This is a genomic window from Rhizorhabdus wittichii (assembly GCF_017607425.1).
GTDB lineage: Bacteria > Pseudomonadota > Alphaproteobacteria > Sphingomonadales > Sphingomonadaceae > Rhizorhabdus > Rhizorhabdus wittichii.
Genome location: NZ_CP059319.1, coordinates 4,932,422 through 4,959,399, shown reverse-complemented (window position 1 = coordinate 4,959,399; position 26,978 = coordinate 4,932,422). Strand labels below are relative to the sequence as shown.

Sequence of the window (26,978 nt, the reverse complement as noted above, 5' to 3'; positions counted from 1 at the left end):
GATTCCTATGCGTTCAGCAGCATGTCCGCGAGCCGGGCGGGCGCGTCGAGGGCGACCTCATGCCCGCAGTCGACATCGATCGTCGACCAGCCGGCCCCGGCCTCGACCTTCGCCATCGGGTCAAAGCCGAGCGCCGCATAACCGGCCCATCCGGTCGCGCGGACATAGGTCTTGCGCGCGATCCCCTCCCAGGCGCCGGTCAGCTCGACCGGCTCGCAGAAGCATGGGAGCGGGTGCGGCGTGCAGAGCGCCTCGACCATCGCCACGTCGGCTTCGTTGAGGCCGAACAGCGCGGCGGGGAGCGGCGGCACCAACCGGCCGCCGCTGGCCGCCGCGGATCGCAGCAGGCCGGTCGCCACCTCCTCGGCCGCGCAGATGTCGAGCAGCGACTTGCCGGCCTCGGGCAGGATCGCGTCGAGGAACAGCAGCGCGGCGATACGGTCGGGCATCGCGTCGGCGACGGCCGCCGCGACCATCCCGCCATAGGAGTGGCCGCACAGCACGACATCATCGAGCCCTTCCCATCGCAGGACGTTGGCGACGTCGTCGACATGGGTGCGGAAACCGACCGATCCCGTCGCCAGGTGCGATCTCTCGCCGAGCCCGGTCAAGGTCGGGGTGAAGACGCGGTGCCCGGCCGCGCGCAGCAGCGCGGCGGTCCGTGTATAGCACCACCCACCCCGCCAGGCGCCGTGGACCAGGACGAAGCTCCTGCTCATCGCGCCACCTCCGATCCCCGGTCGGCCCGGAGCTGCCGGCGCGACCAGTCGGACAGGGTGAAGCGCCCGTCCTTCACCCAGGCGACCGCGATGTCGGCCACGCCGAGCCCGGCATGGTCGTCCGGCGTGTAGCGATAGACGCCTTGCGGCGTCGCGAGGGTAAGGCCTTCGAGCGCGTCGCGGATCGCGGGCGGGCTGGCGCTGCCGCTACGTTCGATCGCGGCGGCGATCAGCCGTATCGCGACATAGCCGTCGACCGCATATTGGGACGGCCCATGGCCATGGTCGCGGCGGAAGCCGGCCGCCATCGCGCGGGCCGCGTCGCCGACCGCCGAAGCCGGCGCGTCGTCGGCGAGCGTGGCGATCGAGGTCGCGACGAACAGTCCTTCCGACGCCGCGCCGGTGTCGCGGAGGAAGGCGCCGCTGGCGACGCCGTGGCTCACCACCACCGGCAGGCCGACATTCGCGGCCGCATAGGCGCGGGTGAAGCCGACCGCCGGCGGACCGGTCAGCCAGGCCATCACCGCCTGCGCGCCGCTGCCGCGAAGCGCCGCGATGGTCGCGCCGAAATCCCGGGTGTCGACGCGGACGGCCTGCTCCTCGACCAGCGCGATGCCATAGCGATCGAGCAGGGTCCGCTGCTTCGCCCAGCCCGAGCTCGCGAAGCGGCTGTCGCGATCATAGACGACCGCGAGCCGGGTGACGCCGCGGTCGCGGAGGAAGCGGAGGAGCTGCTCCCCGACGAGCCGGCCGGCCAGCGAAGTCATGAAGACATGGGGCCGCACCGGATCGACCTGCCCGTCCGCGGCGCCGGTCGAGAGATAGGGAATACCAGCCTGCTCGACATGCGGGATGATCGCGAGGCTGATATTGGAGAAGGAGCTGCCGACGACGGCGACCGCCCCCTGGTCGACGAGACGGGCAAAGGCGGCGATGCCGGCGTCGACCTGGGTCTGATCGTCCTCGACCCGCAGTTCCAGCCGGCGCCCGCCGAGCAGGCCGCCGGCCGCGTTGATCTCCGCCACCGCCTGCATCGCGCCATTCTCACCCTCGCGCCCCGCCGGGTTGTTGCCGCTGCGCGAGGAGAGCTGGCCGATGACGATCGGCGGCAGGGCATCGCGCGCCGCCGCCGGACCGGCCTGGGCCAGCGACAGCAGGCCGGCGAGCAGCGCCGCCATGCGCGACGGACGGGAGGAGCCTGTCGTCAATGGACCATCCTTTCCCGATCGGCCCAGAAGCGGCCGCGCAGCGCCTTCTTGTCGATCTTGCCGACGGCGGTCAGCGGCATCCGATCGACGATGTCGACCGTCTTGGGCGCCTGGTGCGCGCCCTTGCGCGCGCGAACCAGCTCGATCAGGCGCGCGGGATCGACCTGCTCGCCCGGCCGCGCGACGACCACCGCCTTCACCGCCTCGCCCCATTTGTCGTCGGGCACGCCGATCACGGCCACCGCCGATATCTCGGGCAGCTCGGCGATCACGTCCTCGATCTCGCGCGAATAGACGTTGAAGCCGCCGGTGATGATCATCTCCTTCTTGCGATCGACGATATAGACGAAGCCGTCCGCGTCGACCGTGGCGAGATCGCCCGAATGAAGCCAGCCGTCCTTCAGCGCCTGCGCGGTCTCCTCAGGCATCCGATGATAGCCCTTCATGATGCCGGGCCCGCGCACGCAGATCTCGCCGACCTCGCCCGCCGCCACCGGCCGTCCGTCCTCGCCCAGCACCTCGACCCGCATGCCGAGCACCGGCCGGCCGCAGGAACGCAGCAGTTGCGGATTGCCCAGCGGGTCATGCTCGTCCTTGCGCAGGGTCGTGGCGAAGGAGACGCACTCGCTCTGGCCATAGGCCTGCAGGAACACCGGCCCCATCGCCTCATGCGCTTCGGCGAGCCGGGCGGCGGACATCGGCGAGGAACCGTACATGATCGTCTCCAGCGAGGAAAGATCATGGTCCTCCGGGCGGCCATGGTCGAGCAGCGAATAGAGCATCGTCGGGACGATGAAGCTCCAGTTGATCCGTTCTGCCTCGACACAGGCAAGCCATTTCGCAGGATCGAACCCGCGCTGGAACACCACCGTCCCGCCCCGGAACAGGGTCGGCACGATCGGCAGCACGCCGGCATGGGAGATCGGGGCGACCGCCAGGAAGCGGGGATTCTCGGGCAATCCCAGTGACGTGGTGACGGTCTGCACCTGGTGCACCAGCGCCCGGTCGGGAATCTCGACGCCCTTCGACCGGCCGGTCGTGCCGCCGGTATAGGCGACCCAGTGGACGTCCTCCCGTCCGCAGGCGCGCCGCTCCAGGCGGCGGACCGGGAAGGGATCGGCCAGCGCGAGCAGGTCCTCCGCATCGCCACTGGGGCCGAGCGCGAGGATATGGCGGACCGACGCCGCCCGCTGCCCGAGCGCCAGGCCACGCTCCAGATAGACCGGATGCACGACCAGCATGTCGACCGCCAGCTCGTCGCAGATGTGGAGATGGTCGTCGACCGAACCGAGCGGATGCAGCCCGGTGAAGGTCGCGCCGAGCAGGCAGGCGGCCATCTGCGCCATCCATGCCTCGGGCACGTTGACGGTGAGGATGGCGAGCGTCGCGCCGGGCCGCAGGCCACGGGCGTGGAAGAGCTGCATGAACTGGCTGATCCGCGCCGCGGTCTGGGCGTAGCTGAGCCGCCGATCACCATCGACGAAGGCCTCGCGGCCCGGATAGCGGGTCAGCGCCTGCACGAGCAGGTCGGTATAGTTCACGTCGGACGTGGCGAGGGACAAGGGAAAGGCCTTCCTGCGCGATAGGGGGTGGCGGGGCTCACCAGTTCCAGGTCAGCTGGAGCGCGACGGTGCGCGGCGCCCCGGCGAGGCCGGCCGGAACCAGGCCGTTCGCGGCGACGGTGATCAGATATTGCTTGTCCGTCACGTTCTTCGCGACGACCCGCGCGCTCCACCGATCGCCCGCGCCGCGATAGCCGGCCGACAGGTTGATCAGGTCATAGGCCTTCTGGCTCATGATCAGCGCGTTGGACGGATCATAATGGGCGCGGCTCTGCCAGTAATATTCGCCACGGACGAAGGCCGTGCCGCTGCCCAGCGCATGCTCATATTGCGCGCTGGCGGACAGCGAGGAGCGGGGCGCGGCGGTCAGGCGGTTGCCGGTCGCATCGAAGGTGTTGGTCGCGGCGTCGTAGCGCGGCGAACCCTGGACATAGGGGCGAAGCTGCGACGGGACCGCCGCATTGGGGAAATGGCGATACTCGCTGTCGAGCAGAGCATAGTTGAAGGTGAAAGTCAGCCCCGCCGCCGGCCGGGCGATCGTCTCGAGCTCGAGCCCCTTCACCCGGGCGCTGGCCGCGTTGCCGATCGCGACGACGCCGGGCGCCAGCAGCGACTGGATCTGCAGATCCGAATAGTCGTAGTAGAAACCGGTCAGGTTGACCCGCAGCCGCCGGTCGAACCAGTCGCTCTTGATCCCCGCCTCATAGCTCCAGATCGTCTCCGGATCGAAGGTGAGCGCCGCCAGGTTGGTCGCCGAGAAATTGGTGCCGCCGCTCTTGTAGCCGCGCGTGACCGAGGCATAGAGCATGACGTCGCGGGTGGCCTGCCAGTCGACGCTGACGCGCGGCGTCCAGGCGTGGTAGTTGCGTGGCGGCGGCGACGCCGCGAAGCCGATCGTCGGCAAGGCAGGATCGAACGGCACCCGCATCAGCCGCTGGTCGATCCCGCGCCGGTCCTGGGTGTAGCGCAGGCCGAGGGTGACGCCGAGCGCGTCGGTGACATGATAGGTCCCCTGCCCGAACAGCGCCTGCGACCGCACCCTGGCGACCGGATTGACGGTGGTCTCCGTCGCCCGCGCCAGCGCCGTCACCGCGCTCGGCGGCGTCGTGTTGCGCAGGGTGCTGCGCTGCCATTCGCGGAAATAATAGGCGCCGAGCACGCCCTCGAAGCGCGGCAGGTCTATGCCGAGGTTGAGCTCCTGGCTGAACTGCTTCGACCGGTCGGTCTGGAAACCATAGGTGCCGCGCAGCTCGGTCCCGTCGATGTCGACGTTCACCCGATAGGCACTGCGCCGATAGGCGGTCAGCGACTTGAGCTTGAACACGTCGTTCAGCTCGACATTGACCTCCTGGGATATGCCCCAGATGCGGGTCCGGCTGTTCTGCGGGCTGTCGAGCGCGGTGCGGCTATAGTCGCCGATCAGCGAGGTCGCGAGCGGCGCCGCCGCGACCGGCGCGAGCAGGTGGGAATAGGCGTCCATCCGCTCGAACGAGCCGTTCCAGTCGAACCGGGTGATCGCCTCCACCGTCGCGCTGGGCACGAAGCGGAGTTGGCCGCGCACCCCTTCGCGGCGGGCGTTGCCGACGTCCTTGCCGCCCGGCGCGATATTCTCGACGAAGCCGTCGCGGCGCAGGATGTTGCCGGCGATGCTCGCCTGGAGGACGCCCGGCACGATCGGCCCGCTGAGATAGGCCTGCGCCTGGACCAGGTCGTCGGTGCCGGCGCTGAGCTGCGCCCGGCCCTCGAAGCTGTCGGACGGCTTGCGCGAGATGATGTTGATCGTCCCGCCGACGGCGTTGCGGCCGTAGAGCGTCCCCTGCGGGCCGCGCAGCACCTCGATCCGGTCGACGTCGACGAAGTCGAGGAACTGGCCGAAGGCGCGGGCGATGTAGACGCCGTCCGACTGGACGGTCACGTCGGGATCGGAGCCGATGAATACATTGTTGCTGCCGATGCCGCGGATGTAGATCTGCGCGCTGGCAGTCGCCTGTCCGACGCTCAGGTTCGGCGTCGCCGAGACCAGGTCCTTGACGTTGACGATTCCCGACGCATCGAGCTGCTCGGCCGAGAAGGCCGAGATCGCGATCGGGGTCCGCTGGAGCTGCGTCGCGCCGGTGCGGGTCGCGGTGACGACGATGTCCTGGATCGCCTGGCCGCCGGCATCGCCCTGCGCGTCCGCCGGCGCCTGCGCCTGGGCGACGGTCCACGCCCCGATCATCGCGGCGGTCGCCGCCCCCAGCTTCAACATGCGCGTCTTCACAGGCCCCTCCCTCCGCCACCCAGGCCGCCGTCGTCCGGTTCGGCGACGGTCCGTCCGCTGGTGCGTTGCTTATGCGGCCAATGTGGAGGGGCGACGGTCCGCTGTCTTTGGCCGATGCACCGGCTTGCTTGATCAATCGTCCGGCTTTTGCCCGCCGGCCGTCAGGCTCGACCGCCGCAGCGCGCCGGGCGGGGAACCGTTCCAGCGGCGGAAGGCGCGGTTGAAGGCGGCTTCCGACCCATAGCCGATCATCTCCGCGATCTGCGCGATCGACATCTTGCCGTTCTCCAGCATGTCGGTCGCCCGCGCCATGCGGACCGCCGTCAGGAATTCGGTCGGCGTCATCTCCATCGCCGCGCGGAAGCGATCGGTGAAGGCCGAGCGCGACAGGCCGGCCGAGCGCGACATCGCCGCCAGCGTCCAGTTGAGGTTGGGCCGCGACTGGATGGCGCCGATCGCCTTGGCGATGAACGGATCGCGCAGGCCGCGCCCGAAGCCCGGCCGCTTGTCGGCGAAGTCGGCGAGGAAGGCGGACAGGTATTTGACGAGCAGCGCCTTCGGGCGCAAGCCGGGTCGCCGCCCCCGCCCCGAAAGCCCCTCCCCCCGGCCGGATGACCTGCCGGAGAATCCGTTTCGACGAACGGGCCATGGCGGGTCGCGAAGCCCGGGAGATGGACGAATGGGGGCAATCCCCGCAGCAGCACCGCCGGCAGGCCATGGTCGAAGAACAGCCGCAGCGCGGTGATCGCCACCACCGGGTCGCCGGCCTCGGCTCCCGCGATGGTGAAGGGCGACGAGAAAAGCGACTTCCACCGCCCCTCGACCCCTTCGATGCCGCCAAGCACCTCTTCCAGCATGTCCTCCAACGGCACCGGCGCGATGCCGCGCCGTTCGGACAGGATGTAGCGCCCCGGATGCGGGAACAGCAGGATGTCGCCGGCCGACAGGTCGACCATCGTCGCCGGGTCGAAGGTGCCGCCGACGCACCGGCCGCGGGCGACGACGTAGAGCAGGGCGCATTCATCCGGGACCGGGATCGAGGCCGACCACGATCCGCTGCCGATCGCGACCGTGCTGGCCAGCACGCCGGCGACGCGAACGCTGCGCAACGCCTGGATCAGCGGCTCGCCCCGTTGCAGCAGGACGGGGTTGCCGATGATCGCCACATTCTCGTCGGTCGGGTCGGACATGGCATTTTGAGTAATCCCAGTCCGCCGCTGGTCAAAGCAGCTTATGTGCAGCATCGCAGTCCCGCTCTTCCGCTGGGCCGTCGCCATCCCTATCTTCGCCCGCGATGCCACCCGATCACGCTTCCCCCTCCGCCGCTCGCCCCGAACAGGGCTGGGCCACGCTCCGCCGCTTCCTGCCCTATCTCTGGCCGAAGGACGCGCCGTCGCTGCGCGCGCGGGTGGTGATCGCGCTGGTGCTGGTGCTCGCCGCCAAGGCGGCGGTGCTGCTGATGCCCTTCGCCTACAAGGCGGCGGTCGACCGGATGGCGCCGGGATTCGAGCCCGGCGTGATGATCGCGGTCGCGCTGGTCACCGCCTATGCGGGCGCGCGCTTCGGCGGCGTGCTGTTCGACAATATGCGCAACGCCATCTTCGAGCTGGTCGGCCAGGACGCCGCCCGGCGCCTGTCGATCGAGGTGTTCGCGCAGCTCCACCGCCTGTCGCTGCGCTACCATCTCGAACGGCGCACCGGCGCGCTGACCAAGATCGTCGAGCGCGGCACCAAGAGCATCGACACGATGCTCTATTTCCTGCTGTTCAACATCGGCCCGACCATTTTCGAGCTGACCGCCGTCTGCGCGATCTTCTTCGTCAAATTCGGCACCGGACTGGTGGTCGCGACGATGGTCGCGATCGCCGGCTACATCCTGTTCACCCGCCGGGTGACCGAATGGCGCAGCCGCATGCGCCGCGAGATGGTGGAACATGACACGCGGGCCTCCGCCCGCGCGGTCGATTCGCTGCTCAACTACGAGACCGTCAAATATTTCAGCGCCGAGGCGCGCGAGACCGACAATTACGGCCGCGCCGTCGCCGCCTATGCCCGCGCCGCGACCAAGAACGAAAGCTCGCTCGCCCTGCTCAACATCGGCCAGTCGCTGATCACCAACCTGATGATGGCCGGCGCGATGGGCTACAGCGTCTATGGCTGGAGCAAGGGCTGGTTCTCGCCCGGCGACGTGGTGTTCGTGAACACGATGCTGAGCCAGCTGTTCCGCCCGCTCGACATGCTCGGCATGGTCTATCGCGAGATCCGCCAGGGGCTGATCGACATGGAGGCGATGTTCCGGCTGATCGACACGCCGGCCGAGGTGGTCGACGCCCCCGACGCGCGGCCGATTGCGGTGACCGGCGGGCTGGTCCGCTTCGAGGACGTCCATTTCGGCTATGATCCCGAACGGCAGATCCTGAAGGGGGTCGATTTCGAGATCCGCCCCGGCGGCACCCTCGCCGTCGTCGGCCATTCGGGCGCGGGCAAGTCGACCCTCGCGCGCATCCTCTACCGCTTCTACGAGATCGGCGGCGGGCGGGTGACGATCGACGGCCAGGACATCGGCCACGTCACCCAGGCGTCGCTGCGCCGCGCGATCGGCATCGTCCCGCAGGACACGGTGCTGTTCAACGACACGATCGGCTACAATATCGGCTATGGCCGCGAAGGCGCGACCCAGGCCGAGATCGAGGCGGCGGCGAAGGGCGCGGCGATCCACGACTTCATCCTGTCGCTGCCGCAGGGCTACGACACCAAGGTCGGCGAACGCGGGCTGAAGCTGTCGGGCGGGGAGAAGCAGCGGGTGGCGATCGCCCGCACCCTGCTCAAGAACCCGCCGATCCTGATCCTCGACGAGGCGACCAGCGCGCTCGACAGCCGCACCGAGGCCGACATCCAGGCGACCCTGCGCGGCGTCGAGCAAGGCCGCACGACGATCGTCATCGCCCACCGGCTGTCGACCATCGTCCATGCCGACGAGATATTGGTGCTCGAGGCCGGCCGCGTCGTCGAGCGCGGCACCCATGCCGCGCTGATGGCGCGCGACGGGCTCTATGCCGACATGTGGATGCGCCAGGCGAGCGAGGCCGAGGAGAAGGAAGCGGCGTGATCTCTCCACGTCATCCCGGCGGAGGCCGGGATCTCGGGAGAGTCACGCAACCTCATCTCCGTCCCAGCCTCCTGAGATCCCGGCCTCCGCCGGGATGACGTGGGGATGGGAGCCGGGATGACGGGCAGGAATTGCTCGGCTAAGACGAGTCGATGCAGGTCCGGCACGAACTTCGTCCGCTCACCTCGGCGCGCGGGATCGCGGCCTGGTATGTCGTGCTCTACCATATCCGCGAGAGCGCCGTCGGGTCGCTGCCCCCGGCGCTGATCGATTTCCTCGCCAAGGGCTATCTGGCGGTCGACTTCTTCTTCGTGCTGTCGGGCTTCGTCATCTGGCTCAACTATGGCCGGCTGCTCGGCGATCATGGCACCCGCGCGGTGCCGCATTTCCTGTGGCGGCGGCTGGCGCGCATCTATCCGCTCCACCTGCTGATCCTGCTCGTCGCGGTCGCCTTCGCGGCGGTCTGCGTCGCCACCGGGCGCGGCATGCCGCAGGGCTATGCCTGGGGCACGCTGCCCTTCCACCTGCTGCTGATGCAGAATTGGGGCTTCCTGCCGCTCGGCTGGAACGTCCCCGCCTGGTCGATCAGCTGCGAGCTGGGCGCCTATCTGCTGTTCCCGCTGCTGATCGCGGCGGTCGACTGGCGGCGGACGCCGACGCCGGTGCTGCTCGCCCTGCTCGCGCTGCTGATGGCCGGGCTATGGGGCCTGTTCACGGCGATGGGCCAGCCCCTTCTCGGCAACGAGATCGCCCATCTCGGCCTGGCGCGCTGCCTGTTCGAATTCGGGATGGGGACCCTGGTCGCAGCGCTGTGGCTACGCTGGCGCGAGGCGCCGCGGCGGCCCGCCACGATCGCCGCGTTGCTCTCGGCCATAGGGCTCGCCGCGCGGCTCGCGGGCGCGCCCGAGACGCTCGCCTTGCCCTTCGTCTTCGTCACGCTGCTGCTGTTCCTGGCGCTGACGTCCGAAGGGCGGACGCCGATGAAGGGCCGCGTGATCCACTGGTTCGGCGAGATCAGCTATGCGACCTATCTGGCGCACTCGCTGCTGTTCCTGCTCTTCAAGATCCTGTTCGTCCGCGACGCGGGCGACGTGCCGCTGCCGCTGCTCGGCCTGTTCCTGCTGATCGTGCTGGCGGCGTCGGCGGCGCTCTACCACGGCTTCGAGCTGCCCGCGCAGAAATGGATGAACCGGCGCGGGCCGAAACGGCCGGTCGAGTCATAATGTCTATACATTGATCGCGGCTCGACACCCCGGCATCTTCGGCTAGAAGAGGCGCCATGCCCACTCCCCTGGAAGCCCTTCAACAGACCTTCGGCTATGCGCATTTCCGGGGGCGGCAGGCGGACGTGATCGACCGGGTGATGGCCGGGCTCAACACGCTGGCGGTGATGCCGACCGGCGCGGGCAAGTCGCTGACCTACCAGATTCCGGCGCTGTGCCGGCCGGGCACCGGCCTGGTGGTCTCGCCGCTGATCGCGCTGATGCACGACCAGGTGCGCTCGGCCGAGGCCGCCGGCATCCGCGCCGCCGCGCTCACCTCCGCCGACGACAATCGCGACGAGACGATCGACCGGCTGCGCTCGGGCGCGCTCGACCTGCTCTACGTCGCGCCGGAGCGCGTCTCGACCGAGGGCTTCCGCCGGCTGCTGAGCCAGGTGCCGCTGGCGCTGATCGCGATCGACGAGGCGCATTGCGTGTCCGAATGGGGACACGACTTCCGCCCCGACTATCGCCTGCTGCGGGGGCTGCTCGACACGCGGCCCGACGTGCCGCGCCTGGCGCTGACCGCCACCGCCGACCACCACACGCGCGACGACATATTGGCGCAGCTCGGCATCGCCCCCGACGGCCTGATCCTCGCCGGCTTCGACCGCGCCAACCTGCGCTACGGCATCACCCCGCGCGACGGCGTCGCCAGGCAGCTCGCCCGCTTCATCGAGGAGAATCCGGGCGCGGGCATCGTCTATGCCCCGACCCGCGACGCGACCGAGCGGCTGGCGGCGCAGCTCGCCGCGAACGGCCGCGCCGCGCGCGCCTATCATGCCGGGCTCGATCCCGCCGTCCGCGCCGCCAACCAGAAGGCGTTCGTCGCGTCGGAGGACATGGTGATGGTGGCGACGGTCGCCTTCGGCATGGGCATCGACAAGCCCGACGTCCGCTTCGTCGCCCATGCGGGGCTGCCCAAGTCGATCGAGGCCTATTATCAGGAGACCGGCCGCGCCGGCCGCGACGGCGACCCGGCCGCCACCCAGCTGTTCTGGGGCGCCGAGGATTTCGCCCGCGCCCGCCGCCGGATCGAGACCGACGTCGAGGAGAGCCGCCGGCCGGGCGAGCGCCAGCGGCTCAACGCGATGGCGATGCTGGTCGAGGCGCCGGGCTGCCGCCGCGCGATCCTGCTGCGCCATTTCGGCGAGGACCCGCCGGCCCAGTGCGGCAATTGCGACAATTGCCTCAACCCGCCGACCGGGATCGACGCGACCGTCGTCGCGCAGAAGCTGCTCTCCGCGGCCTTCCGCACCGACATGCGCTTCGGCGTCACCCATTTGTCCGAGGTGCTGGCGGGCAAGGAGACCGAGAAGATCCTGATGCTCGGCCACAACCGGCTGTCGGTGTTCGGCATCGCCGACGAGGCCGAGCAGAAGCTGATCAAGCCGGTCGCCCGCGCGCTGCTCGCCCGCGACGCGCTGCGCGCCGACGAATATGGCGGTCTTTCCTTCGGCCCCGGCGCCCGTCCGATCCTGAAGGGCGAGGAACAGGTGCCGCTGATCCTGCCCCCCGAGCGGGCGCGGCGGCGCAAGTCGCGCGACGGCGCCGACTATCCGCACGATCCGCTGTTCGACCGGCTGCGCGCGCTGCGCCGCGATCTGGCGCGCGAGCAGGGGGTGCCGCCCTATGTCGTGTTCAACGATTCGACCCTGCGCGAAATGGCCGCGCTCCGGCCCGAGACGCTGGCTGGCCTTGCGCAGATTTCGGGCGTAGGGGCGAAGAAACTCGAAACCTATGGCGAGACCTTCCTCGCCGCCATTCAGAGCCATGACGGCTGAGGGAGACGACCCCATGTTCCGCAAGATCGACGACAGCATCTCGGTGTCCCCGCAGATCAGCGTGGAGGATGTCCGGGCCGCGGCGGACCAGGGCTTCACCATGATCATCAACAACCGCCCCGAGCAGGAGGAGCCCGGCCAGCCGGCCGGCGACGACATCCGCGAGGCGGCGCGCGCGGCGGGGCTCGCCTATGTCGCCATCCCGATCGGCCATGGCGGCTTCTCCGCCAACCAGGTCGACGCGATGCGCGACGCCCTCGCCAATGCCGGCGGCCCGGTGCTCGCCTTCTGCCGCTCGGGCACCCGCTCGACCTTCGTCTGGGCGCTGGCGAAGGGTGCCGACGGCGAGGACCCCGAGGTGCTCGCCCGCAAGGCGGCGGGCGCGGGGTACGACATCTCGCCGATCAAGCCGCTGCTGGGGGCTCGGTAAAGAGAGAATCTCCCTCCCCTTCAGGGGAGGGATGAAAGGGTGGGGCACGCAGTGAAGGGGCTCGATGCCCCTTCACGGAGTTCTGCGGGATGGCCGGGGAGGCTCGCTCCGCTCGCCACCCACCCCCAACCCCTCCCTTGAAAGGGAGGGGAGTTCCAGTTCAGTTTCCCCAATTCACCCGCGCCCAGATCGGCAGGTGATCCGACGCCAGCCGCGCGCGTTCGCTGACATGGACGCCGCAGGCGACGAGGTGGAGGTCGGGGGTCAGGATGATCCGGTCGAGGCAGCCGACCGGGCGGCGGCTGTGATAGCTGCGGCCGGTCGGCGCGATCTGGAGCTCGGGGGCGAATTCGCGGATGCAGCCGCCGTGCAGCGACCATTCGTTGAGGTCGCCCATCAGCACCGTCGGCATCCGGTGGCGCCGGCGGCGGATATGGTCGATGATCGCGCGGACCTGCCGCCGTCGCCACAGTCCCGACAGGTCGAGGTGCATGCCGACGACCCGGAGGTCGTTGCCGCCGACCCTCAGCTCCGCCATCACCGCGCCGCGCGGCTCGAGCGTCGGCAGGCGGATCGGCTCGTAGTCGCCGATCTCGACCGAATGGCGGACGAGGATCGCGTTGCCGTGCCAGCCGATCCCGCCCGGCCGGATGTCGAACGGCACCGCCTTGTATTCGCCCTGGCTGATCAGCTCGGCGGGCAAGGCGCTCTGCCGCGCGCCGAAGCGGCGGTCCGCCTCCTGCAGCGCGACGATGTCGGCATGGATCTCGTGCAGCACGTCGAGGATGCGATCAGGCCGGCGGCGGCGATCGGTGCCGAGGCCCTTGCGGATATTGTAGCTGGCGACGGTGATCATCTGGATTTTCTAGGCTTCCGGTCCGGGGCTCGCATGTCGCATATCTCTCATCAACAACAAAAAAAGGGCCGATGGGTTGCCCCACCGGCCCAGTGCGTTCGCAGGAGGAACGCCCGGAGGGGCCGCCGCGCGGGCGGCCCCAATTCGCAATCAGTAGTTGTAGGCGCGCTCGCCATGTTCCGAGAGGTCGAGACCCTCGATCTCGGCTTCGCGGCTGACCCGGAGGCCGGTGAGCGCCTTGGCGATATAGATGGCGATGGTGGTGCCGATCGCGGCCCAGACGATGGTCGCCAGCACGGCGAGGACCTGGGTGACGAGCTGGCTGCCGATCGCGTAGTCGGCGCCGCCGGGCCCGCCGAGCGACGGGGCGTAGACGATCGCGGTGCCGATCGCGCCGACCATGCCGCCGATGCCGTGGATGCCGAACGCGTCGAGCGAGTCGTCATAACCGAGCGCCGGCTTGATCTTGGCGACCGCGAGATAGCAGACCAGCGAGGCGACGGCGCCAAGCACGATCGCGCCGAACGGGCCGGAATTGCCGGCCGCCGGGGTGACCGCGACGAGGCCGGCGATGATGCCCGAGCAGAAGCCGAGGGCCGACGGCTTGTGGCCGAACAGCTTCTCGACGACCAGCCAGGCGAGGCCGGCCGAGGCGGTGGCGACGAAGGTGTTGATCATCGCGAGCGCCGCCGAGCCGTTGGCTTCGAGCGCCGAGCCGGCGTTGAAGCCGAACCAGCCCACCCACAGCAGGCCGGTGCCGACGAAGGTCAGCGTCATCGAGTGCGGCGCCATGATGTCCTTCATGTAGCCGATGCGCTTGCCGAGGATGATGCAGGCGACCAGCGCCGAGACGCCGGCATTGATGTGGACCACCGTGCCGCCCGCGAAATCGAGCGCGCCCATTTCGAAGAACAGGCCGCCGGCCGCCCAGACCATGTGGGCGATCGGGAAATAGACGATGGTGAGCCAGACCAGCGCGAAGATCATCACCGCCGCGAACTTGATGCGCTCGACCACCGATCCCAGCACCAGCGCGACCGTGATCGCGGCGAAGGTCATCTGGAAGCAGACGAACACATATTCGGGGATGACGACGCCGTCGGTGAAGGTGGCGGCGGTCGAGGCGGGGGTGATGCCCGCGAGGAACAGCTTCCCGAAGCTGGAGATATAGGGCTTCAGGCCGTCCGACGCGTCGGGGCCGAAGGCCATGGTGTAGCCCCAGATCACCCAGACGATCATCGCCAGCGCGGCGGCGGCGCCGATCTGGGTCATCACCGACAGCATGTTCTTCGTGCGGACGAGGCCGCCGTAGAAGAGGGCGAGGCCGGGCAGGATCATCGCCAGGACGAGGACGGTCGAGACCATCATCCAGGCGGTGTCGCCCTTGTCCGGGGTGGGCGCCGCGGCCGCGGCGGCCTCCTGCGCCCAGGCGGGCATGGCCGCCAGGGCGGTGACGGCAAGCGCGCCGAAGCCCGTCGCCAGCTTGGTGTGAAGCGTCATGTTTCCCCCTTTTCTCAGAGCGCGACGTCGTCGGTTTCGCCGGTGCGGATCCGCACCGCCTGCGCGACGTCGAGGACGAAGATCTTGCCGTCGCCGATCGCGCCGGTGTTGGCCGACTGCTGGATCGCCTCGACGACCCGGTTGGCCAGATCGTCGGTGGTGACCACCTCGATCTTGATCTTCGGAACCATGTTGGTGCTGTATTCGGCCCCCCGGTAGATTTCGGTCTGGCCCTTCTGCCGCCCGAAGCCCTTGACCTCGGTCACGGTCATGCCCTGCACGCCGAGGCTGGACAGGGATTCCCTGACCTCGTCGAGCTTGAACGGCTTGATGATGGCAATGACGAGTTTCATTCTGCCTCCCTCTTCTCAGCCCGATTGTGCATCGCAATAAGCGTGCCAAATCCGCGACCCTCCGGATTCCCGGGGCCGATCGATCGAGAGGTTGAAAAGGCAAGCGGACGACTCGAAGGCCGCCTGTCTAAAAGTTGAGCCCTGCCCTTTTTTTAGGCAGGCAGCCTCACCAATCCCGGCTCATCGCGATCGCCGCCTGCTCACCGGGACGGTCGGCGCGGCCGAGCGCGGCGTTGCGCGCGGGAAAGCGGCCATAGCGGGCGATCATGTCATGATGCTCGTGGGCGAAGTCGAGCGACCGGGCATTGCCCAGCGCGGTGAACAGCGCCAGCGAGCGCTGCTGGTCGGCGAGCAGCTCGCTATGCTGGAACGGCATGTAGAGGAAGCTGCGCTCGTCGGGGGTCAGCCGCTCGTCGAGGCCGCGCTCGACCGCGCCCTTCGCGATCGCCAGCGCGAGCGGGTCGGTCGAGAAGGCATCGGCATGGCCGCGGAACATGTTGCGCGGGAACTGGTCGAACAGGATGACGCCGGCCAGCGCCTCGCGCGGCGAGCCGAGAAAGCTTTCGGGGACGCGGCTGCGCCACTCCTCCCACAATTCCTCGAAACGCTCGACGATCGTCTCGTCGGTCTCCTTCGATCGCACCCACCAGCGATCGGGCCCGAGCTCGTCGAGCCAATAGGCGAGGATCGCGGCGGTGCCGTCGGCCGGATCGGTCATCGCCGCCCCGCCCGGCGCGGCGGCCGGCCGACCAGCGCGCGGATATCGTCGATATGCGCCTCCACCGTGCGGCGGCCGATCGCGATCAGCTCGTCGGCGCGCGTGAAATCATGGATCTCGACATGGCCGACCGGCAGGGTCAGCGCATAGTCGGGCGGATCGAGCGCCAGCGAGTGGCGCGCCAGTTCGGACATCAGCAACATGGTGGAGGCACGAACGACCGCCATCGACGGATGGTTGCGCGTCGGCCGCGCGCGGATCGCCGAAGCGACCCGGCGGCCGTGATAATCGCCCTGCAGGTTGACCGACAGCACCGGATAGTTCGGCGCGATCCGCCGCGCCGCCGCGACCGGCACCGGCATCACCACCCCACCGTCGACCAGGAACTTGCCGTCGAACTGGACCGGCCGGAACAGGCCGGGGATCGCGATCGACGCCATGATCGCCGGATTGACCGGCCCGCGGTCGATGATCACCGGCGTTCCGGCGACGAGGTCGCAGGCGACCGCCGCCGATGGGATCAGCAGCTCCTGGAACTGGAGCCGGGCGAAATGCATCTCCAGGTCGCGCACTATGCCGCGCCCGCCCAGCATCGCGCCCGGCCGGAAATGGATGTCGAGATAGGAGAGGACGCGCAGCCAGTTGGCCGAGCGCGCGATGCGTTCGAGCGGGTCGAGCTTGCCGGCGGCATAGGCGACCGCCGCGAGCGCGCCGATCGAGGTGCCGGCGGCCGCGCGGATCGGGATACCGTTGTCCTGCAACGCGCGCAGCACGCCGATATGCGCCCAGCCGAGCGCTGCTCCCCCGCCGAGCGCGACCGCGATGCCCATCGCTCCCGCGCTCCCTTCGCTACCCGATCAGGCCGCCGTGCCGCCGACCGTCAGCGCCGAGATCATCACGGTCGGCTGGCCCACCCCGGCAGGGACCGACTGGCCGCCCTTGCCGCAGATGCCGACGCCCTCGTCGAGCGCCATGTCGTTGCCGATCGCGGTGACCTTGGTCAGCACCGACGGGCCGTCGCCGATCAGGGTCGCGCCCTTGATCGGCACGGTCAGCTTGCCGTTCTCGATCCTGTACGCCTCGGTGCAGGAGAAGACGAACTTGCCGCTGGTGATGTCGACCTGGCCGCCGCCGAAGCTCTTGGCGTAGATGCCGTTGCCGGCGCGGGCGATGATCTCCTCGGGATCGTCGTTGCCGCCGTACATGAAGGTGTTGGTCATGCGCGGCATCGGCGCATGGGCATAGCTTTCGCGCCGGCCGTTGCCGGTCGGATCGACGCCCATCAGCCGGGCGTTGAGCCGGTCGTGGATATAGCCCTTGAGGATGCCGTCCTCGATCAGCACGTTGCACTGGGTCGGCGTGCCCTCGTCGTCGATGGTCAGCGACCCGCGCCGGTCGGCGATCGATCCGTCGTCGACGACGGTGACGCCGGGGGCGGCGACCCGCTCGCCGATCCGGCCGGAGAAGGCCGAGGTGCCCTTGCGGTTGAAGTCGCCTTCCAGGCCGTGGCCGATCGCCTCGTGCAGCAGCACGCCGGGCCAGCCGGGGCCGCAGACCACGGTCATCTCGCCCGCCGGCGCGGCGACCGCGTCGAGGTTGACGATCGCCTGGTGCAGCGCCTCGTCGATCGCGCGGTTCCACTGCGCCGGCTCGAACAGCCGGTCGTAGAGATAGCGGCCGCCCATGCCGAAGAAGCCGGTCTCGCGCCGGCCGTTCTGCTCGACCACGACCGAGACGTTGAGGCGGACGAGCGGGCGCACGTCGAAGGCGGTGAAGCCGTCGGGGCGGACGATCTCGACCACGCTCCACGATCCCGACAGCCCGACCGAGACCTGCTGGACGCGCGGATCGCGGGCGCGGGCGGCGGCGTCGATCTGCTGGCACAGCTCGACCTTGCGGGCGAAGGGGATCAGGCCGAGCGGATCGTCGGCGGTGTAGAGCCGGCTGTTGGTGCGGCGCGGCGGCGCGGCGCGGCTGCCGGCGGCGGGATCGAGCAGGCTCATCGTCTCGCCCGCGCGGATGATCGCGGACTCGCTCAGCTCATTGGCATGGGCGAAGGCGGTCGTCTCGCCCGACACGCCGCGCAGGCCGAAGCCCGCCTGGGTGTTGTAGTCGGCGGTCTTGAGCCGCCCGTCGTCGAAGCCGAAGCTCTCCGACGACAGATATTGCAGATAGAGCTCCCCGTCGTCGCAGCCCTGGAGCGTCTGCGCGGTGAGCCGCAGCGCGGCATCGGGATCGAGCGCGTCGCGATAGAGGAAATGGCGGGGGTCTGCGGGAAGAATGGTCATGAGGCCGATATAGGCGCTCCGCCGCGAAGCCCAATAGCGATATTTGCGGGAAACCTACGCCGCCGCCACACCTTGGTCATGCTGAACTTGTTTCAGCATCCACCCGCCCGCTCAGGCTGATGGAGAGAGGTTCGGGCGGCCGCAGCAGGAACCGTCTGTTTCGCTCCCGCCTCCCGGTGGATGCTGAAACGAGTTCAGCATGACGGCCAGGCGGGGATCAGTGGTGCGCCGGGCCGCCCTTGCCGTCGAGGACGAAGCGGCGGTCGCAATAGCCGCAGTCGGCATGGCCGATGTCGGGATCGATCTCGATGAACACGCGGGGGTGGCCGAGCGCCTCGCCGCCGGGAATGTCGCTCGCGCCGTCGCAGGCGACGCGGGTCGAGGAGACGGTGACGGTTTCGGGAGTCGGCGCCGGGATGCTCATGCGCGCCGATTAGCAAGCGGCGCTGCGCCGCGCAACGACGACATGGCCACCCCTCGTCACTCGCTCAGCGCCCGAAGCGGCTGTTCTCGAAGGCGACGGCGATCTGGCCCTTGTCGCCGAGCGGCGCGATCGCCGATCCGAACACGCCGCGCGACCCGCCGGTGCCGACGAACATGCCGACCTCGCCATGGACCTGCCGGCCGAGCCCGTTGACCGGAAGCTCGTCGCCGACCGGCCGGGGCCGTTCGGCCGCCGCGTTGAGCAGCTTCTCCTTCTCGGCCGGGCTGAGCGCGATCACCCGCTCCTCGGCATGGGCGATCGAGCCGGCGAGCAGCAGCGCGGCCAGCGCGAGACCATGGCGGACGGAAGGGCGATATGCTGTCATGGCGTTCACCCTGACCCCTGCCATGTGAAGGCCAAGTGAACAAGCCGACCCCCATTTATTTCGACGGCGGCTGCCGTCCCAATCCCGGCCCGATCGAGACCGCCACGGTGATCCGCGGCGTCGCCGACATCCGGCGGGGTCCGGGCAGCGGCGACAATGAGGACGCCGAATGGACGGCGCTGCTCCATGCGCTCGAACGGGCGGCGGCCGAGGGGGTGTCCGACATCGTCCTGCTCGGGGATTCGCTGTCGGTGATCCGCCAGGCGTCGGGGCGGCAGGGCGGACGCCAGCCCTGGCTCGACCGCTTCCGTGAAGCGACGCGGGGGTTCGACCGGGTGCGGCTGCGCCATGTCGGCCGCAAGCGCAACCTGGCCGGGATCGCCCTCGAGAAAATGCACCGGGGCCCGTGACCGACTCGACCCGGCCCGCGATCGACTCGGGCCGCCGCAACGACTCCTGACAGCGAGTCCGCCCTTCCGCAGGATGAAGCGGGAGGATGAGCGGGTGCGGACGACAGGGACCTACACAGCCGCCGCCTGGACGGCGGCGATCGCGACGGCGCTGCTGCTGGCGGGGTGCGGCAGGAAGGCGGTGAAGACGGCATCGGCCCCGCCGCCGGCAGCCGCGACGCCCCGCCCGCAGCCGCCGGCGGGCGCGACCGAGAATTTCCGCCTGCCCGACGGCGACGGCAGGGGCGGCTACCGCACCGTCAACGCCGGCGTCTCCGATGCCGAGGCGATGTGGCACCTGCGCTCGGCGCTCAACGTCGCGGCGCTGAGCTGCGACCGGACCGGCAAAACCGGCATCACCGCCAATTACAACAAGCTGCTCGGCCATCAGCGTAAGGCGCTCGCCGCCGCCTACAAGGCCGAGGGCGCGCGCTTCGGCATCGCATCGGCCACCGACGCGCACGTCACCCAAGTCTACAACTTCTTCGCCCAGCCGCCCGCCCAGGCGCGCTTCTGCGCGGTCGCGACCGGCGTCGCCGCCGAGGCCGCCGCGCTGCCGGCCGAGAAGCTGCCCGGCTTCGCGCCGGGCGCGCTCGACCGGCTCGCCGCTCCCTTCAGCGAATTCTACGACGCCTATGCCCGCTACAAGGTCGAACTCGCGGCGTGGGAGAAGGGCGACCATGGCCCGGCGCGCGCGGCGACGGCCTTCGCGATGGCCCCCGCGACGACGACGGTCGCGACGGCCGCCGCCGCGTCCGGCCCGCCCTGGCGCATCCAGCTCGGCGCCTATTCGGGCGACCGCGCCGCCCGCGACGCCTGGACCAGGATCCGCCAGCGGATGAAGGGCGCCGCCGATTTCGAACCGCATTACGAGGACGTCCCCGCCAGCCGGCTCGTCCGCGTCCGCATCGGCCCGGTCACCGACCGCGCCCAGGCGATCGCCCTCTGCGCCGCCGCCGCGGGTGCCGGGCTCGACTGCCTGCCGGTGCCGCCCAGGGCATGATCGTTTGTTCTTATTATGTTCTTGACTAGTAGGATTCGGCTTGAGACGGTTCGGTCATAGAAACCGAGGAGATAGCCGTTGACCGACAAGTCCAAGCCCGAGCCCACTTACGATACCGTCTGGCAGAAGATGCTTCAGGAAGAAGCGGCGGAGAAAGCACGCAAGGAAGCAAAGCGGCGCGCCAGGGAATATGCGCCGGGATGGCCGGTCCGGGCCGATCACGCTCCTTCCCTGACAGACGGCACCTTTGCCCCGATGCGATCCTACGGACAACAGCACCAGCCGACCTTGGAGGAACTCAGCTCTCGAGCGCTTCGCGCCGCCGAACGCGCCATGCAAGACAGTTCATACCGCAACCGATCCGCGCAAGCTGTATCGGCCCGCACCATGAAACCGCAGATCGCTGTTGCTCCGCAAGCACAGTCGGGTAGGCCTAACTATCTCTCAAACCCACTCTATAAAGCTCTCCAGATGGGGGTCGATCTAGGCAATTTCGCTTCGGATGCAGGCGGCGCGATGATGGGCGCCGAACTGCTATTTGGCGAACCGGGATTGGCCGGCGCCACCGTCGAGGGCATCGGCAGTACGGCCACAGTCCTTTCCGGTGCTGGTCAAGCGGCTATGGGAGACCATCATGCTTTCGAACGAGCAATGCGTGATGGCGTTTTGAATCATGGCGCTCTACGTCTGGTTCCCAAGACACTCCGTAACGATTTTGCTGATTATCTTTTCGGCAAGGCGTTGGATAATGCCATCCCACCACTGACGAAAGATCCTCGCGATTCCGAGTGACAAAGAAACATGAGCATGTTCGCGCTGTCGGTGATGGGTTTCTTCGGAACGATCTGGCTGCTCTCGATAGGGCTGATCACCGGAGAGATGCCTAATTCAGTGGGTGATATCAACAGGGCCACAAACCCGATATTTTTTTGGTTTCTGGCGATAACCTATGCTTTTTGTGCCGCGGTTTGCATCCGATGGATCATAGTCGAATGGCCATGAGGAACGGCCTGATAGGCGAGGTTCGGGAGCCATAGCGCGGCGCGGCGGGCGGCCATGGCCGGCCGCCCCGGTCATCCCCCTTTGCACCGGAGCCCCGCAGCCGCTATGCCCCCCGCCATGAGCGACGCCGCGATCAGCATCCGAGGGCTTTCCAAGATCTACAAGGGCGGCAAGCAGGCCCTGTTCGACGTCGACCTGGACATTCCGCGCGGCCAGATCTTCGGGCTGCTCGGCCCCAACGGCGCGGGGAAGTCGACGACGATCAACATCCTCGCCGGGCTGGTCAACAAGACCGCCGGGCAGGTGTCGATCTGGGGCTTCGACATCGACAAGGACCCGCGCAACGCCAAGGCATCGATCGGCATCGTGCCGCAGGAGATCGTGTTCGATCCCTTCTTCACCCCGCGCGAGACGCTCGACAACCAGGCCGGCTTCTACGGCATCCCGAAGAACAAGCGGCTGACCGACGAGCTGCTGCGCGCCGTCCACCTCGACGACAAGGCCGACGCCTATGCGCGGTCGCTGTCGGGCGGCATGAAGCGCCGGCTGCTGGTCGCCAAGGCGATGGTCCATTCGCCGCCGGTGCTGGTGCTCGACGAGCCGACCGCCGGCGTCGACGTCGAGCTGCGCCAGCAGCTCTGGGAATATGTGCGCGAGCTCAACGCCAGCGGCGTGACGGTGGTGCTGACCACCCATTATCTCGAGGAAGCCGAGGAGCTCTGCGACCGGATCGCGATCATCAACCATGGCCGGGTGATCGCCAACGAGCCGACCCGCGAGCTGGTCGGCAAGGCGCAGGAGAAGGCGGTGTCGGTCACGGTCGACCGCGATCTCGACAAGGCGCCCGACGCGATCTGCTTCGACAAGGTCGAGCTGAAGGGCAGCCGCACCCTCGTCATCACCTATTCCAAGGACAAGGTGAATGCGGGCGAGGTGCTGGCGGCGGTCCAGAAGAACGGGCTCGGCATCGTCGACGTTTCCACCCAGGAAGCCGACCTGGAGGATGTCTTCCTGGCTTTGACGCGCGCGGGGTAATGACCGAACATTCATTCGACGTCGTCGTGATCGGATCGGGCGCCGCGGGTCTCACCGCCGCGCTCAACCTGGCCGATCGCTTCAGGGTGGGGGTGCTCGCCAAGGCCGGCATCTCCGACGGATCGACCGCCTGGGCGCAAGGCGGCATCGCCGCCGTGCTCGAACCGGGCGACACCTTCGAATCGCACATCGAGGACACGATGATCGCGGGCGCGGGGCTCAACGACCGCCGCTCGGTCGAGTTCGTCGTCGAACATGCGCCCCGCGCGATCGAGAAGCTCGCGGGGCTCGGCGTCCCCTTCAACCCCGGCGGCGAAGGGCCCGAGGATCGCTGGCACCTGACCCGCGAGGGCGGGCACAGCCACCGCCGCATCGTCCATGTCGACGACGCGACCGGCCAGGCCGTCCAGCTCGCGCTCGAGAAGGCGGCGGTCGCGCACCCCAACATCACCCTGTTCCCCGACCGCGCCGCGATCGACCTGATCACCGGCCGCCATGGCGAGCGCTATTCGGGCGACGGCCATGTCTGGGGCGTCTATGCGGTCGACCGCAAGACCGGCGCGATCGAGACCTTCACCGGCCGCGCGACCGTGCTGGCGACCGGCGGCGCCAGCCGCGCCTATCTCTTCTCCACCTCGCCGCGCGGCGCCACCGGCGACGGCATCGCCATGGCGTGGCGCGCGGGCTGCCGCGTCTCCAACATGGAGTTCATGCAGTTCCACCCGACCTGCCTCTACCATCTGGAGGTCAAGAATTTCCTGATCACCGAGGCGATGCGCGGCGAGGGCGGGCAATTGAAGCTGCCGACCAACGGCCGCCGCTTCATGCCGCGCTTCGACAAGCGGGCCGAGCTGGCGCCGCGCGACATCGTCGCCCGCGCGATCGACCATGAGATCAAGCGGCTCGGCCTCGACTATGTCCATCTCGACATCAGCCACCAGCCGGCCGAGTTCGTCATCGGCCATTTCCCGACGATCCACGCCAAGCTGCTGGGCCTGGGCATCGACATCACCAGGGAGCCGATCCCGATCGTCCCCGCCGCCCACTACACCTGCGGCGGCGTGATGGTCGATCTCGACGGGCGGACCGACCTGCCGGGCCTCTACGCGGCGGGCGAGGTCACCCAGTCGGGGCTGCACGGGGCGAACCGCCTCGCCTCCAACTCGCTCCTCGAATGCTTCGTGTTCGGCGACGCCGCCGCCGAGCACATCAAGGCGCATTTCGACGACATGCCCCCACCCCCGCCGATCCGGCCGTGGGACGAGAGCCGCGTCACCGATTCCGACGAGGAGGTGATCGTCCAGCACAACTGGCGCGAGATCCGCCGCTTCATGTGGGACTATGTCGGCATCGTCCGGACGACCAAGCGGCTCGAACGCGCGCAGCACCGCATCGCCCTGCTGCGGCAGGAGGTCGCCGACTATTACGGCAATTTCCGCGTCACCTCCGACCTGATCGAGCTGCGCAACCTGCTCGACGTCGCCGACCTGATCGTGCGATCGGCGCTCCACCGCAAGGAGAGCCGGGGCCTGCACTACACGCTCGACTTCCCCGACATGCTCGACGAGGCGAAGGACACCATCCTGGTCCCTTGAGCAATCGAGGTCGCGGCCCTTTGAGAAGGGCCTGATTCACGCCGTCGGCGAAAGCGCGCTTCCGCCTCGGACGAACAGGCCCTACTATCCGGACCATGCGCATGTTGTTCCGCAGCTTCCTGGCGACCGAGGCCGCCGGGGGAATCATCCTGATCGCCGCCGCCGCTGCCGCGATGCTCGTCGCCAACAGCCCGCTGGCGCCCACCTATTTCGAGCTTCTCCACGCCAGGCTCGGCCCGCTCAGCCTGCTCCACTGGATCAACGACGCGCTGATGGCGCTGTTCTTCCTGCTGGTCGGGCTGGAGATAAAGCGCGAATTCCTGCGCGGCCATCTCGCCCGCTGGTCGGATCGCATCCTGCCCTGCATCGCCGCGGCGGCGGGGATGGCGGCGCCGGCCCTGCTCTACCTCGCCTTCGCCGGCGGGACCGAAGGCCTCGTCCGTGGCTGGGCGATCCCGACCGCGACCGACATCGCCTTCGCAATCGGCGTGCTCGCGCTGCTCGGCTCGCGCGCGCCCGCGTCGCTCAAGCTGTTCCTGACCACGATCGCGATCGTCGACGACATGGGCGCGGTGGCGATCATCGCGCTCGCCTATACCGCCGCGATCAGCGGCCCGGCGCTGCTGGCGGCGATCGTCATCCTGGCCGCGATGGCCGGGCTCGGCCGGATCGGCGTCCGGAGGCTGTGGCCCTATCTGCTGCTCGCGGCGGCGCTGTGGCTCGCGGTGCTGCTGTCGGGCGTCCATGCGACGATCGCGGGGGTGCTCGCGGCGCTCGCGATCCCGCTGGGCGATGAGCGCGATTCGCCGCTCGAACGGCTGGAGCATGGCCTCCATCCCTGGGTCGCCTTCGCGATCGTGCCGCTGTTCGGCTTCGCCAATGCCGGCGTCTCCTTCGCGGGGATCGGCGTCGAGCAGCTCCTCGCTCCCTTGCCGCTCGGCATCGCGGCGGGCCTGTTCCTCGGCAAGCAGGCGGGCATCTTCGGCAGCGTCCGCCTCGCCGTCGCGCTCGGCCTCGCGCAGCGGCCGGCCGGGGCGAGCTGGACCCAGCTCTACGGCGTCGCGCTGCTCTGCGGGATAGGCTTCACGATGAGCCTGTTCATCGGCGGCCTCGCCTTCAGCGACCCGCTGCTGATCGACGAGGTCAAGATCGGCGTGCTCGGCGGATCGATCCTGTCGGCGATCGCCGGCTATGCGCTGCTGCGGTGGACGGGGAAGGTCACCTAACCCGTCATCCCGGCGAAAGCTGGGATGACGAGGGTGGGCGTTACTTGCCCAGCTTGTCCTTGAGGCTCTTCAGCGCCGCGAAGGGGCCGGTCACCGCCTCGTCCTCCGACAACACGCCGGCCTCGCGCAGCACCGCGTCGGCGTCGGGCGCGCGCGGGAAGGGGTCGAGGCTCAACGCCAGCGTTTCCGCCGCCGCCTCGCCCAGGTCGATCGCGCCGCCCGCATAATCGATCGTGTCCCAGTCGTCGGGCGCCAGTTCGATCTCCACGCCCTCCTCGACCGGCTGCTCGGGCACGAAGCGCAGGTTGAACCCCTCGTCGATCGTCGCCGGCACGGCCACGCCGCTGGCGACGCAGGCCTGTTCGACCGAGGCGCGCAGCCGCCCCTCGGCGAGGATCGTCATCCCCTCGCGGCGCAGTTCCGCCTCGGCCGACAGCGCGGCCAGCGACAGCAGGCCGAAGCGGGTCGCGAGCGCCGCGCGCTCGGCCGCGTCGGCCTCGATCGCGATCGTCCGGCGTCCTTCGCCCAGCGTGTCGATCCGCACCGGCCGCGAGAATTCGGGCGCCGTCACCGCAGCCGCCCCGCCAGCACCGCGCTCCACGACGTCGCCTTCAGCCCCGCCGCGATCGCGCGCAGCCGCTCGGCGACGAAGGCGGGCTTCGCCTCGGGTCCCGGCTCGCCACGCCACAGGTTGCGGACCAGCGCCGCCTCGAGCGCCGGGGCGTCGTCGATCGCGTCGCGATAGACCGACAGCCGCCCGCCCATCGCCGCGACCATCTTGCCGAGATGCTTGCCGACGACGACGTCGCCGATGCCGAGCTGGCGGACCTGGCCCTCCATGTCGTCGATGAACACCTCGGTGAGCAGCGCGCTCGACGCGCGGCCGGCGTCGCCCTCCGCGTCGATCCGTAGCAGCGCGAGCGACAGGATCGCCGCCACCATGTCGAAACGGCCGTCGAGCGTGTCGGGCACGCCGCCCTCGGCATACCAGACGGGATCGCGTGCCTCGGCGACGATCGCGGTGTAGAGGGGGACCAGTTCCTCGCGCGGATCGGGACCGAAGCCGAAAAGGGATTTCAGGAATTTCACTCTATCGTCCTCACGCCCGTTCAGCGGGCATCAAGCGTCGCCCTCTATACCGTGCGGGGGCATCTTGCCACCGGGCAGGTCCCGCGCATATTGAGGCGGTCTACGCCGGGCGCAAGCGCGCCATCTGTTGAGTTTCAAGGAGAAGTCGATGCCCCGGACCCTGCTGCGATCGGCGGCCATCGCCGGAACGATCGCGATTCTGGGCCTGACGGCCGGCTGCGCGCGCATTCGCGACCATAAGGGCTATGTCGTCGACTCGACCCTGATCAACACCGTCTCCCCCGGCGTCGACAACCGCGAATCGGTCGAGAAGACGCTCGGCCGGCCGAGCTTCGCCGGCCAGTTCGACAAGGACCGGACCTGGTACTACGTCGCCCGCGACACCCGCCAGGTCGGCTATCGCACCCCCAAGGCGGTGTCGCAGACCGTCCTGGCCGTCCATTTCGACGACAAGGGCAACGTCGCCTCGGTCGAGCGCACCGGCCTGGAGAAGGTCACCCAGGTCTCGCTCTATGGCGACAAGACCCCGACCCTCGGCAGCAAGCGCGGCTTCTTCCGCGAGCTGTTCGGCAATATCGGCCGGGTCGGCTCGGTCGGCCAGTCGGGCGGTACGGCGGATAACCCCAACTGAGGCTTTGTTTGTTTAGCCCTCAGGCGCCGGGCGCAGGGCATCCGCCCTGCTTGGCTTTCCTCGCATAAGCTCGGGCGCGCGTTCGCGCTT

The 26,978-nt window shown here is 69.1% G+C and carries 27 protein-coding genes and 1 pseudogene; 12 read left to right on the top strand and 16 right to left on the bottom strand.

The genetic code is table 11. The annotated features are described in order from the left end of the window. Nucleotides 1-5: 5 nt before the first annotated feature. The 6 genes and pseudogenes from HRJ34_RS23795 to HRJ34_RS29670 form a co-directional block, all read right to left on the bottom strand. On the bottom strand, nucleotides 6-719 hold the full coding sequence (locus tag HRJ34_RS23795) for an alpha/beta fold hydrolase (protein ID WP_011952745.1): 714 nt from the start codon (nucleotides 717-719) through the stop codon (nucleotides 6-8). After that, entirely contained in the window at nucleotides 716-1,927 is a 1,212-nt protein-coding gene (locus HRJ34_RS23790; RefSeq protein ID WP_208632637.1) for an ABC transporter substrate-binding protein, read from the bottom strand. Before HRJ34_RS23790 ends, HRJ34_RS23795 begins: the two co-directional genes overlap by 4 nt. Next, nucleotides 1,924-3,489: an AMP-binding protein gene (locus tag HRJ34_RS23785; protein ID WP_208632636.1), complete on the bottom strand. Its 1,566-nt coding sequence runs from the start codon at nucleotides 3,487-3,489 to the stop codon at nucleotides 1,924-1,926. The genes HRJ34_RS23790 and HRJ34_RS23785 overlap by 4 nt, the downstream gene beginning before the upstream one ends. A 37-nt stretch (nucleotides 3,490-3,526) precedes the next feature. Further along, nucleotides 3,527-5,749: a TonB-dependent receptor gene (locus tag HRJ34_RS23780; protein WP_208632635.1), complete on the bottom strand. Its 2,223-nt coding sequence runs from the start codon at nucleotides 5,747-5,749 to the stop codon at nucleotides 3,527-3,529. A gap of 132 nt (nucleotides 5,750-5,881) precedes the next feature. Beyond that, entirely contained in the window at nucleotides 5,882-6,316 is a 435-nt protein-coding gene (locus HRJ34_RS29315; protein ID WP_226948917.1) for a helix-turn-helix domain-containing protein, read from the bottom strand. Between the two features lie 110 nt (nucleotides 6,317-6,426). Further along, nucleotides 6,427-6,939, bottom strand: a pseudogene (locus HRJ34_RS29670) (cupin domain-containing protein); the annotation flags it as partial. 104 nt (nucleotides 6,940-7,043) lie between these two features. On the opposite strand from HRJ34_RS29670, the gene HRJ34_RS23765 reads away from it, so the two are divergent. The 4 genes from HRJ34_RS23765 to HRJ34_RS23750 all read left to right on the top strand — a co-directional run bounded on the left by HRJ34_RS23765 (nucleotide 7,044) and on the right by HRJ34_RS23750 (nucleotide 12,334). Next, complete coding sequence (locus HRJ34_RS23765) at nucleotides 7,044-8,858, top strand: ABCB family ABC transporter ATP-binding protein/permease (protein ID WP_208632632.1); 1,815 nt, start codon at nucleotides 7,044-7,046, stop codon at nucleotides 8,856-8,858. 152 nt (nucleotides 8,859-9,010) lie between these two features. Continuing rightward, nucleotides 9,011-10,081 (top strand): acyltransferase family protein, encoded by a 1,071-nt coding sequence (locus tag HRJ34_RS23760; protein ID WP_208632631.1) that lies wholly within the window; start codon nucleotides 9,011-9,013, stop codon nucleotides 10,079-10,081. 56 nt (nucleotides 10,082-10,137) lie between these two features. Further along, nucleotides 10,138-11,904, top strand: a complete 1,767-nt coding sequence (recQ, locus tag HRJ34_RS23755; RefSeq protein ID WP_011952752.1) for a DNA helicase RecQ — start codon at nucleotides 10,138-10,140, stop codon at nucleotides 11,902-11,904. A 13-nt stretch (nucleotides 11,905-11,917) separates the two neighbouring features. Then, complete coding sequence (locus HRJ34_RS23750) at nucleotides 11,918-12,334, top strand: TIGR01244 family sulfur transferase (RefSeq protein ID WP_016746198.1); 417 nt, start codon at nucleotides 11,918-11,920, stop codon at nucleotides 12,332-12,334. Between the two features lie 160 nt (nucleotides 12,335-12,494). Here HRJ34_RS23750 and HRJ34_RS23745 read toward each other — a convergent pair whose 3' ends face one another. The 8 genes from HRJ34_RS23745 to HRJ34_RS23710 form a co-directional block, all read right to left on the bottom strand. Continuing rightward, nucleotides 12,495-13,190: an endonuclease/exonuclease/phosphatase family protein gene (locus tag HRJ34_RS23745; RefSeq protein WP_208632630.1), complete on the bottom strand. Its 696-nt coding sequence runs from the start codon at nucleotides 13,188-13,190 to the stop codon at nucleotides 12,495-12,497. 150 nt (nucleotides 13,191-13,340) lie between these two features. Continuing rightward, nucleotides 13,341-14,690, bottom strand: a complete 1,350-nt coding sequence (locus HRJ34_RS23740) for an ammonium transporter (protein ID WP_208632629.1) — start codon at nucleotides 14,688-14,690, stop codon at nucleotides 13,341-13,343. Nucleotides 14,691-14,704: 14 nt separating this feature from the next. After that, nucleotides 14,705-15,043 carry a P-II family nitrogen regulator gene (locus HRJ34_RS23735; protein ID WP_011952756.1) on the bottom strand — a complete coding sequence of 113 codons (339 nt, stop codon included), beginning with the start codon at nucleotides 15,041-15,043 and terminating at the stop codon, nucleotides 14,705-14,707. 166 nt (nucleotides 15,044-15,209) lie between these two features. Next, nucleotides 15,210-15,761, bottom strand: a complete 552-nt coding sequence (locus HRJ34_RS23730; protein ID WP_208632628.1) for a DUF924 family protein — start codon at nucleotides 15,759-15,761, stop codon at nucleotides 15,210-15,212. After that, complete coding sequence (locus HRJ34_RS23725; protein ID WP_011952758.1) at nucleotides 15,758-16,591, bottom strand: patatin-like phospholipase family protein; 834 nt, start codon at nucleotides 16,589-16,591, stop codon at nucleotides 15,758-15,760. Before HRJ34_RS23725 ends, HRJ34_RS23730 begins: the two co-directional genes overlap by 4 nt. Before the next feature lie 27 nt (nucleotides 16,592-16,618). Further along, nucleotides 16,619-18,049 (bottom strand): metalloprotease TldD, encoded by a 1,431-nt coding sequence (tldD, locus tag HRJ34_RS23720; RefSeq protein WP_011952759.1) that lies wholly within the window; start codon nucleotides 18,047-18,049, stop codon nucleotides 16,619-16,621. 217 nt (nucleotides 18,050-18,266) lie between these two features. Then, a complete protein-coding gene (locus HRJ34_RS23715; protein ID WP_016746201.1) occupies nucleotides 18,267-18,473 on the bottom strand; it encodes a zinc-finger domain-containing protein in 207 nt (68 codons plus the stop codon). A 64-nt stretch (nucleotides 18,474-18,537) separates the two neighbouring features. Next, nucleotides 18,538-18,858, bottom strand: a complete 321-nt coding sequence (locus HRJ34_RS23710; RefSeq protein ID WP_016746202.1) for a hypothetical protein — start codon at nucleotides 18,856-18,858, stop codon at nucleotides 18,538-18,540. A 35-nt stretch (nucleotides 18,859-18,893) separates the two neighbouring features. Here HRJ34_RS23710 and HRJ34_RS23705 point away from each other — a divergent pair, with 35 nt between their 5' ends. From HRJ34_RS23705 to nhaA, 7 genes are all read left to right on the top strand, one after another. Further along, the gene (locus HRJ34_RS23705) at nucleotides 18,894-19,268 is read left to right on the top strand and encodes a reverse transcriptase-like protein (protein ID WP_208632627.1); all 375 of its coding nucleotides are present in this window, start codon (nucleotides 18,894-18,896) and stop codon (nucleotides 19,266-19,268) included. 94 nt (nucleotides 19,269-19,362) lie between these two features. After that, nucleotides 19,363-20,310 (top strand): SPOR domain-containing protein, encoded by a 948-nt coding sequence (locus HRJ34_RS23700; protein WP_226948916.1) that lies wholly within the window; start codon nucleotides 19,363-19,365, stop codon nucleotides 20,308-20,310. 78 nt (nucleotides 20,311-20,388) lie between these two features. Next, nucleotides 20,389-21,102, top strand: a complete 714-nt coding sequence (locus HRJ34_RS23695; RefSeq protein WP_208632625.1) for a hypothetical protein — start codon at nucleotides 20,389-20,391, stop codon at nucleotides 21,100-21,102. A gap of 9 nt (nucleotides 21,103-21,111) precedes the next feature. Then, nucleotides 21,112-21,312, top strand: coding sequence for a hypothetical protein (locus HRJ34_RS23690; RefSeq protein ID WP_041379203.1), 201 nt, complete (start codon nucleotides 21,112-21,114; stop codon nucleotides 21,310-21,312). A 117-nt stretch (nucleotides 21,313-21,429) separates the two neighbouring features. Beyond that, nucleotides 21,430-22,347 (top strand): ABC transporter ATP-binding protein, encoded by a 918-nt coding sequence (locus HRJ34_RS23685; protein ID WP_029548840.1) that lies wholly within the window; start codon nucleotides 21,430-21,432, stop codon nucleotides 22,345-22,347. After that, nucleotides 22,347-23,942, top strand: coding sequence for an L-aspartate oxidase (gene nadB, locus HRJ34_RS23680; RefSeq protein ID WP_029994512.1), 1,596 nt, complete (start codon nucleotides 22,347-22,349; stop codon nucleotides 23,940-23,942). Before HRJ34_RS23685 ends, nadB begins: the two co-directional genes overlap by 1 nt. A 95-nt stretch (nucleotides 23,943-24,037) precedes the next feature. Next, nucleotides 24,038-25,168 carry a Na+/H+ antiporter NhaA gene (gene nhaA, locus HRJ34_RS23675; protein ID WP_208632624.1) on the top strand — a complete coding sequence of 377 codons (1,131 nt, stop codon included), beginning with the start codon at nucleotides 24,038-24,040 and terminating at the stop codon, nucleotides 25,166-25,168. Between the two features lie 40 nt (nucleotides 25,169-25,208). Here the strand turns inward: nhaA and HRJ34_RS23670 are convergent, their stop codons facing one another. Together HRJ34_RS23670 and HRJ34_RS23665 are read right to left on the bottom strand one after the other, a co-directional pair. Next, nucleotides 25,209-25,769 carry a DUF177 domain-containing protein gene (locus HRJ34_RS23670; RefSeq protein ID WP_208632623.1) on the bottom strand — a complete coding sequence of 187 codons (561 nt, stop codon included), beginning with the start codon at nucleotides 25,767-25,769 and terminating at the stop codon, nucleotides 25,209-25,211. Beyond that, complete coding sequence (locus HRJ34_RS23665) at nucleotides 25,736-26,257, bottom strand: ubiquinol-cytochrome C chaperone family protein (protein ID WP_208632622.1); 522 nt, start codon at nucleotides 26,255-26,257, stop codon at nucleotides 25,736-25,738. The genes HRJ34_RS23670 and HRJ34_RS23665 overlap by 34 nt, the downstream gene beginning before the upstream one ends. A 148-nt stretch (nucleotides 26,258-26,405) precedes the next feature. On the opposite strand from HRJ34_RS23665, the gene HRJ34_RS23660 reads away from it, so the two are divergent. Further along, nucleotides 26,406-26,888, top strand: coding sequence for an outer membrane protein assembly factor BamE (locus HRJ34_RS23660; protein ID WP_050986487.1), 483 nt, complete (start codon nucleotides 26,406-26,408; stop codon nucleotides 26,886-26,888). Nucleotides 26,889-26,978 lie beyond the last annotated feature (90 nt).

Excerpts from the sequence above, each read along its gene's own strand:
- HRJ34_RS23795 (WP_011952745.1), bottom strand. The coding sequence starts at position 719 with ATGAGCAGGAGCTTCGTCCTGGTCCACGGCGCCTGGCGGGGTGGGTGG.
- HRJ34_RS23765 (WP_208632632.1), top strand. The coding sequence starts at position 7,044 with ATGCCACCCGATCACGCTTCCCCCTCCGCCGCTCGCCCCGAACAGGGC.
- HRJ34_RS23760 (WP_208632631.1), top strand. The coding sequence starts at position 9,011 with ATGCAGGTCCGGCACGAACTTCGTCCGCTCACCTCGGCGCGCGGGATC.
- recQ (WP_011952752.1), top strand. The coding sequence starts at position 10,138 with ATGCCCACTCCCCTGGAAGCCCTTCAACAGACCTTCGGCTATGCGCAT.
- HRJ34_RS23750 (WP_016746198.1), top strand. The coding sequence starts at position 11,918 with ATGTTCCGCAAGATCGACGACAGCATCTCGGTGTCCCCGCAGATCAGC.
- HRJ34_RS23745 (WP_208632630.1), bottom strand. The coding sequence starts at position 13,190 with ATGATCACCGTCGCCAGCTACAATATCCGCAAGGGCCTCGGCACCGAT.
- HRJ34_RS23740 (WP_208632629.1), bottom strand. The coding sequence starts at position 14,690 with ATGACGCTTCACACCAAGCTGGCGACGGGCTTCGGCGCGCTTGCCGTC.
- HRJ34_RS23735 (WP_011952756.1), bottom strand. The coding sequence starts at position 15,043 with ATGAAACTCGTCATTGCCATCATCAAGCCGTTCAAGCTCGACGAGGTC.
- HRJ34_RS23730 (WP_208632628.1), bottom strand. The coding sequence starts at position 15,761 with ATGACCGATCCGGCCGACGGCACCGCCGCGATCCTCGCCTATTGGCTC.
- HRJ34_RS23725 (WP_011952758.1), bottom strand. The coding sequence starts at position 16,591 with ATGGGCATCGCGGTCGCGCTCGGCGGGGGAGCAGCGCTCGGCTGGGCG.
- tldD (WP_011952759.1), bottom strand. The coding sequence starts at position 18,049 with ATGACCATTCTTCCCGCAGACCCCCGCCATTTCCTCTATCGCGACGCG.
- HRJ34_RS23715 (WP_016746201.1), bottom strand. The coding sequence starts at position 18,473 with ATGAGCATCCCGGCGCCGACTCCCGAAACCGTCACCGTCTCCTCGACC.
- HRJ34_RS23710 (WP_016746202.1), bottom strand. The coding sequence starts at position 18,858 with ATGACAGCATATCGCCCTTCCGTCCGCCATGGTCTCGCGCTGGCCGCG.
- HRJ34_RS23690 (WP_041379203.1), top strand. The coding sequence starts at position 21,112 with ATGAGCATGTTCGCGCTGTCGGTGATGGGTTTCTTCGGAACGATCTGG.
- HRJ34_RS23685 (WP_029548840.1), top strand. The coding sequence starts at position 21,430 with ATGAGCGACGCCGCGATCAGCATCCGAGGGCTTTCCAAGATCTACAAG.
- nadB (WP_029994512.1), top strand. The coding sequence starts at position 22,347 with ATGACCGAACATTCATTCGACGTCGTCGTGATCGGATCGGGCGCCGCG.
- nhaA (WP_208632624.1), top strand. The coding sequence starts at position 24,038 with ATGCGCATGTTGTTCCGCAGCTTCCTGGCGACCGAGGCCGCCGGGGGA.
- HRJ34_RS23660 (WP_050986487.1), top strand. The coding sequence starts at position 26,406 with ATGCCCCGGACCCTGCTGCGATCGGCGGCCATCGCCGGAACGATCGCG.